The following is a 7,072-nucleotide window of genomic DNA, read 5'->3' on the forward strand; positions in this document are numbered from 1 at the left end:
TAAAGTGCAAATCGTTATAAGTCTTTTAGGGGGTCTAGGTCTATTTTTATACGGTATGAACCTAATGGGGGAATCATTAGAAAAAGTAGCCGGATCTAAAATGAAAAAAATTATTGAACTTTTAACTAAAAACATCTTTATGGGTGTAATTCTTGGTGCTGTAGTAACAGCAGTTATACAAAGTTCTAGTGCCACAACTGTAATGGTAGTAGGTTTTGTTAATGCAGGTCTTATGGGACTTCCACAAGCAGTTGGAGTAATTATGGGTGCAAATATTGGTACAACAATAACAGCTCAAATAGTATCATTTGATTTAACTGGTTTAGCTCCACTTGCATTAGGAATAGGTATTTTACTATATTTATTTGGCGGAAGTGAAAAATATAAACAAGTCGGAGAAGTATTTATAGGTTTCGGTTTACTATTTACAGGTATGGAATCTATGAAAGTAGCAGTAAATCCATTAGCAGAATATAAAGGATTTACAGATTTATTAGCTACATTCGGAAGATATCCAATCTTAGGACTTCTTTTAGGATTTGGTATAACAGCAATAATACAAAGTTCATCAGCAGCAATGGGTATGTTAGTTGTTTTAGCATCTCAAGGATTAGTTCCACTTGCTTCAGCTTTACCTATATTATATGGACAAAATATAGGAACTTGTGTAACTTCATTAATATCAAGTATCGGAGCAAACAAAAATGCTAAAAGAGCAGCTATGATACATTTAATATTTAATATATTAGGAACAATTATTTTCTTAGTATTCTTAAATCGTTTCGTAGTAGATATAGTTGTTAAAATGGATCCAAATAATGTAGCTAGACAAATAGCCAATGTACATACTATATTCAATATAGTTTCAACTTTATTATTATTACCATGTAACAAACTAATTGTTAAATTAGCAATGAAAATTGTTCCAGATAAAAATGATGAGACAGAAGAAGATGAATCAAGAGTAATCAAATATATAGATGACAGAATGATTCAAACTCCACCAATAGCTTTAGCTAGTACAATAAAAGAAGTATCTAGAATGGGTGAAAAAGCTAGATATAGTGTTGACCATGCTATGGAAGGTATATTAGAAGCATCAACTGATGCTATCGAAAAAAGTTTCAAGCAAGAAAAGATAATAAATCAATTACAAAAAACTATATTAAATTATCTTTTAAAACTATCTAAAGCACCATTAAGTGAAGAAGATAGAGAAACTGTAGATGCATTATTCAATACAGTAAATGATATAGAGAGAATAGGTGACCATGCTGAAAACTTAGCAGAAATAGCACAATCAGCAATAGATGGTCAAGTTTCATTCTCAGAACAAGGACAAAATGAAATAAGCGATATGTATAATAAAGTTATTTCATCATATACTTATGCATTAGAAGCTATGGTTACTTCTGATGTACATTTAGCTTGTAAAGTTATAAAAATGGAAGAACAAGTAGATATAATGGAAGAATCATGTAGAGTAAATCATATGAGAAGATTAAATAATAATCTTTGTAGTATAGATAATGGTATCATATATCTAGAAATTTTAAGTAACTTAGAGAGAATTTCAGATCATGCAGCTAATATAGCTGAAAAAGTTATTCAACAAAAAACAGGCGATAATTAATTATTAAAATAAAATGCATTAAAGTATAGATTCGATCTATATTTTAATGCATTTTTTTATGTAATCATACGAATGATTTTTTTATTATTTTTATAAAAAACTATAATTATTTTATCATATGTAATTACATTGAACTCTAAAATAACGTTTTCATAAAAACATAGGGCTTTTAACAAGCGAATATTTATTTAGTTAGATATAATTATATATATTTGATATTTTTTATATTAAATATATATGGTATAATTTAGGTGATTGCAAAAGGAGCATTTAAAATAATAAATAACTTTAAAAAGAGAGGGATTAATTAATATGATTAAATTAAATTTAGATTATAGTAAGGTATTGGGGTTTTTAGATAAATCAGAAATTGATGCAATGCAACCATATGTAACAGTTGCTCACAACGCTATTCATGAAAAGACAGGGTTAGGAAATGATTTTTTAGGATGGGTAAATTGGCCAGTTGAATATGATAAAGAAGAATTTGACAGAATAAAAAAAGCGGCACAAAAAATACAATCTGACTCAGAAGTATTAATAGTAATAGGTATAGGTGGATCTTATTTAGGTGCAAGAGCTGCAATAGAAATGTGTTCTCATTCTTTCAGAAACAATTTATCAAAAGAAGACAGAAAAGCTCCAGAAATTTATTTTGCAGGAAATAGTATAAGTTCTTCTTATTTAGTGGACTTAATAGAAATAGTAAAAGACAAAGATTTTTCAGTAAATGTAATATCAAAATCAGGAACTACAACAGAACCTGCAATTGCATTTAGAATATTTAAAGATTTATTAGAAAAGAAATATGGAAAAGAAGAAGCAGCAAAAAGAATATATGCTACAACTGATGCTAAAAAAGGAGCACTTAGACAATTAGCAGATGAACAAGGATATGAAACTTTTGTTATCCCAGATGATATTGGTGGAAGATTCTCAGTAATGTCAGCAGTTGGTCTACTTCCAATAGCAGCAGCAGGACTTGACATAGATGAAATGATGAAAGGTATGGCAGATGCTAGAGAGGATTTCTCTACAGATGTTATAGATGACAACTATGCATATCAATATGCAGTAATAAGAAATATATTACATAAAAAAGGTAAAGATATAGAGTTATTAGTAAATTATGAACCAGCATTACATTATGTAAATGAATGGTGGAAACAATTATATGGAGAAAGTGAAGGAAAGGACCAAAAAGGTATATTCCCAGCAGCAGTAGATTTCTCAACAGATTTACACTCTATGGGACAATATGTTCAAGATGGAAAAAGAATATTATTTGAAACAGTAATAAATGTAGAGCAACCTAGAAAAGATATAACAATAGAACTTGATGATGCTAATTTAGATGGATTAAACTACTTAGCAGGTAAAGGGTTAGATTTTGTAAATCATAAAGCTTTACAAGGAACTGTATTAGCACATAATGATGGACAAGTTCCAAATATGATAATAAACATAGAAAAATTAGATATATATAACTTCGGTTATATGTCATACTTCTTTATGAAAGCTTGTGGTGTAAGTGGATACTTATTAGGAGTTAATCCATTTAACCAACCAGGTGTAGAAGCATATAAGAAAAATATGTTTGCATTACTTGGAAAACCAGGTTTTGAAAAAGAAAAAGAAGAATTAGAAAAAAGATTATAATACATACTTTTAAATAGAAGTATTTAAGACGATAGAAAAATCCAAGCAAAATGATTACTTAATTTTGCTTGGATTTTTTTGAATATAAATTTCTATTTTTATTTAAGTTTAAATTAAGTTTATGATAATATAATAAAACCATAGAAACGATAATAAATATTAAAAAATTTATTTATAAGGTAAATAACATTAATTGAACAAGTAAATCTTATGAATATAGGAGGAATATACAATGTCAAAGAAAAAAAGTATTAGTTTAGTTGTAATTGTGGCAATAATTTGTTCTATTTTAAGTTCATTACTAACAGTAGTTGTAGTAAATAAGACGGGAATATTAAATGGAACAACAAATTCAGTTAAGGGAACTAGCTCACAAATTGTAGTAAGTAATGAAAAAGGTACAAATGTATATCAAGCTGTAAGTGAAAAAGCAAAACCTTCAGTAGTTGGTATAACAACAACTACTTTAAGTAGTGATAATATGTTTTCTATGCCTACTGAATCAACAGGTGTAGGAACAGGGATAATAGTAGATTCAAATGGATATATACTTACAAATTCACATGTTATATCTGATGGTCAAGCAAAAACAGTAAATGTATTATTTAGTGATGGTAGTACAATAGATGGAGAAGTTTATTGGTATGATTCTCAACTTGATTTAGCTATAGTTAAAGTTAATAAAACAGGACTTACAGCAGCTGAATTAGGTGATAGTGATAAAGTACAAATAGGGGATATATCAGTAGCAATAGGTAATCCATATGGATTAGATTTAGCAGGAACAGTTACACAAGGTATAATAAGTGGATTAGATAGAACAATATCAACATCAGAAACAACTATGACAGGTTTAATCCAAACAGATGCAAGTATAAACTCTGGTAATAGTGGTGGACCATTATTAAATTCAAGTGGTCAAGTAATCGGTATAAATACTGCAAAAGCATCAGAAGGTGAAGGTTTAGGATTTGCGATACCAATTAACACTGCAAAACCAATAATAGAATCAATAATACAAAAAGGTAGTTATGAAAAAGTAACTTTAGGGATAAAAGGGACAGATGCATCAAAGTATGCTCAATATTCAAAACAACAATTAAGTACTGATGAAGGAGTATATGTAGCAGAAGTTGTATCAGGTTCAGCAGCAGAATCAGCTGGTATAAAATCAGGAGATATAATAACAAAAATAGATAGTACAAATTTATCAGTTATGTCTGATTTAACAAAAAATCTATATAACTATACTAAAGGTGATTCAGCAACACTTACAATAAATAGAGATGGAAAAGAAATGACATTAAAGGTAAAATTCTAATAAATTAATTATAAGTCACTAAACAAAAAAATAAACCCTATATAGGGTTTATTTTTTTATATATTGTTACATTTTGATGGACATGAAGAACAATCGCAATGTACTGATTTTAATTTATTATTTTTAGAATAGTAATTTAGGAAAATAGCAGTAAGTATAACTACAATTATGAAAGAAGCAAATTGTAATATAGTTACTCCAGTAGTTCCAAATACTATTAATGAACCGACAAAGTTAACTACGAAACCTACAATCCATGCTACACCAAATTGGTATAGTAGAGAAGCAAGCATCATTTTGTTTCCGTATTCTTTTCTCATAGTAGCTAAAGTAGCTATACATGGAGTATATAATGCACAGAAAACTAAGAAAGTATAAGCTGTTACAACAGTAAATACTACAGCAATACCAGAATTTAAATTACCAAATAAAATTAAAATTGTATTTACAACAACTTCTTTAGCACCTAAACCAGTTATTAATGCTACTGATATTCTCCAATCAGCAAATCCTAATGGTGCAAATATAGGTGTCATAAGTTTACCTAAGTAAGCTAAGAAACTAGTATTTATATCTTCTGTGAATCCTCCAAAGTTAAATGAAGACATTGCCCATATAAGAACAGACATGAAGAACATAACTGTTACAACTTTGTATAAGAATCCTTTTGATTTATTCCAAGCATTTTTTAAAAGAGCATTTAAAGTTGGAACTCTATATTCAGGAAGTTCTAATACAAATGGCTCTAGTTCAGTTTTATATACTGTTTTATTTAAAATTAAAGCTACTAAGATTGCAACTACTATACCTAATAAGTATAGAGAAGTAGTTACGATAGCTGCATTTTTCTTAAAGAATATTCTTATAAATAGTGCGTAAATAGGTAATTTAGCACCACATGTCATAAGTGGAGCAATAAGTGCAGTTATTTTTCTATCTTTTTCACTTTCTAAAGTTCTTGTCGCCATTATAGCTGGAGATGCACATCCCATACCCATAACCATTGGTATAAAGGCTTTACCTGATAAACCAACTTTGCTCATTATTTTATCCATAAGAAATGCCGCTCTAGACATATATCCACTATCTTCAAATAGTGAAATTCCTAAGAATAAAACAAAGATTAATGGGAAGAATGGTAATGTACCACCTAAAGAACCTAAAATACCATCGACAATCAATGATCTAAACCAAGCACTAGAATGAACTAAAAGTCCATCGACAGGTGCAATAATATAATTTTCTATTAATTCAGTAGATAAATCCTGTAGTGGTCCACCAACCCAATCAAATGTAAATCTAAATAGTAAAAATAAAATTCCGATAAATATTGGATAAGCTAAAATTGGATTTAAGACAATATTATCAATTTTATCGGTAATTGTTTTTTTATTTTTAGAATTATCAATAGTACATCTATCTAATATCGAATCTATTTTTTTATATGTTTGACTTTCATTACCAAAGTCCTCTATATAATTTGTTTTTAAGTTTACGGAATTTCTAATAACTTGTTCTATATTTTCTGTTCCGCTTTTCTTTTTTGCTATTATAGGAACAATTTGTATTCCTAATTCATCTGCCAATTTATCATAATCAATTTTAATATCTTTTGAATCTGCTAAATCAAGCATGTTTAGAAGTAATATAATAGGTTTATTATACTTCATAAGTTGTGTAGTTAAATATAAGTTTCTAGATAAGTTAGATGCATCAACAATATTTAATATAACATCAACATCTTCATTTTCTAAAAAAGATTTAGATACTTTTTCTTCGTTTGAGAAAGTATCCATTGCATAAATTCCAGGTAAGTCGACAATTTTAATATCTTTATTTAAATATCCTTCCTTTTTTTCAATTGTAACTCCTGGCCAGTTTCCTACATACTGATTAGAACCAGTAAGTAAGTTAAAAATAGTAGTTTTCCCTACATTTGGGTTTCCAAATAAGGCAACGTTAATCAAAATAGCTCACTCCTTTACTTTACTGTAATGTTTTTAGCATCATTTTTTCTAAGTGCTAAATCTAGTCCTCTAAAGTTAATAACCATAGGATCACCAAAAGGAGCGACTTTTTTTACTGATATTTCAGTGCCACTTATACATCCTAAGGCGAATAGTCTTTTTGCTAGCCTAATATCACCGCTTATGCTATCAATTGTAGCTTTTTGGCCAACCTCCAAATCGTAAACAGTCATCATTAATACCTCCTAATGAAATTCATTATCATAGTAAAAATACTATATATATATAATAATTTTTATGGTGTGAAAAGTCAAGTTATGCTATAGGGGTAAAAAATGAAAATATATAGTAAATTTAAATATGAGTTTTTTCTATAATTTATATTAAAAATAGACAAAAACTGGAGATTTTTTGACAAGGATATGTAGGGCTAATTGCTAATGGACTTCACAAGGCAGCTTTAAAATTAGTAAAAGATAAGATACCTCTACC

The 7,072-nt window shown here is 28.5% G+C and carries 5 protein-coding genes; 3 read left to right on the forward strand and 2 right to left on the reverse strand.

Going from position 1 to position 7,072, the window contains the following annotated elements:
* Nucleotides 1-4 precede the first annotated feature (4 nt).
* The 3 genes from I4U58_RS03385 to I4U58_RS03395 all read left to right on the forward strand — a co-directional run bounded on the left by I4U58_RS03385 (nucleotide 5) and on the right by I4U58_RS03395 (nucleotide 4,613).
* Nucleotides 5-1,633, forward strand: a complete 1,629-nt coding sequence (locus I4U58_RS03385; RefSeq protein WP_195929635.1) for a Na/Pi cotransporter family protein — start codon at nucleotides 5-7, stop codon at nucleotides 1,631-1,633.
* A 312-nt stretch (nucleotides 1,634-1,945) separates the two neighbouring features.
* Nucleotides 1,946-3,292 (forward strand): glucose-6-phosphate isomerase, encoded by a 1,347-nt coding sequence (locus I4U58_RS03390; RefSeq protein ID WP_195929636.1) that lies wholly within the window; start codon nucleotides 1,946-1,948, stop codon nucleotides 3,290-3,292.
* 232 nt (nucleotides 3,293-3,524) lie between these two features.
* The gene (locus I4U58_RS03395; protein ID WP_195929637.1) at nucleotides 3,525-4,613 is read left to right on the forward strand and encodes a trypsin-like peptidase domain-containing protein; all 1,089 of its coding nucleotides are present in this window, start codon (nucleotides 3,525-3,527) and stop codon (nucleotides 4,611-4,613) included.
* A gap of 56 nt (nucleotides 4,614-4,669) precedes the next feature.
* On the opposite strand, the gene feoB is transcribed toward I4U58_RS03395, so the two are convergent.
* Nucleotides 4,670-6,580: a ferrous iron transport protein B gene (gene feoB / locus I4U58_RS03400; RefSeq protein WP_195929638.1), complete on the reverse strand. Its 1,911-nt coding sequence runs from the start codon at nucleotides 6,578-6,580 to the stop codon at nucleotides 4,670-4,672.
* Nucleotides 6,581-6,594: 14 nt separating this feature from the next.
* On the reverse strand, nucleotides 6,595-6,813 hold the full coding sequence (locus I4U58_RS03405) for a ferrous iron transport protein A (protein ID WP_195929639.1): 219 nt from the start codon (nucleotides 6,811-6,813) through the stop codon (nucleotides 6,595-6,597).
* Between the last annotated feature and the right edge of the window lie 259 nt (nucleotides 6,814-7,072).

The organism is Clostridium sp. 1001270J_160509_D11 (assembly GCF_015667935.1).
Classification (GTDB): Bacteria; Bacillota; Clostridia; order Peptostreptococcales; family Peptostreptococcaceae; genus Intestinibacter.

Excerpts from the sequence above, each read along its gene's own strand:
- I4U58_RS03390 (WP_195929636.1), top strand. The coding sequence starts at position 1,946 with ATGATTAAATTAAATTTAGATTATAGTAAGGTATTGGGGTTTTTAGAT.
- I4U58_RS03395 (WP_195929637.1), top strand. The coding sequence starts at position 3,525 with ATGTCAAAGAAAAAAAGTATTAGTTTAGTTGTAATTGTGGCAATAATT.
- I4U58_RS03405 (WP_195929639.1), bottom strand. The coding sequence starts at position 6,813 with ATGACTGTTTACGATTTGGAGGTTGGCCAAAAAGCTACAATTGATAGC.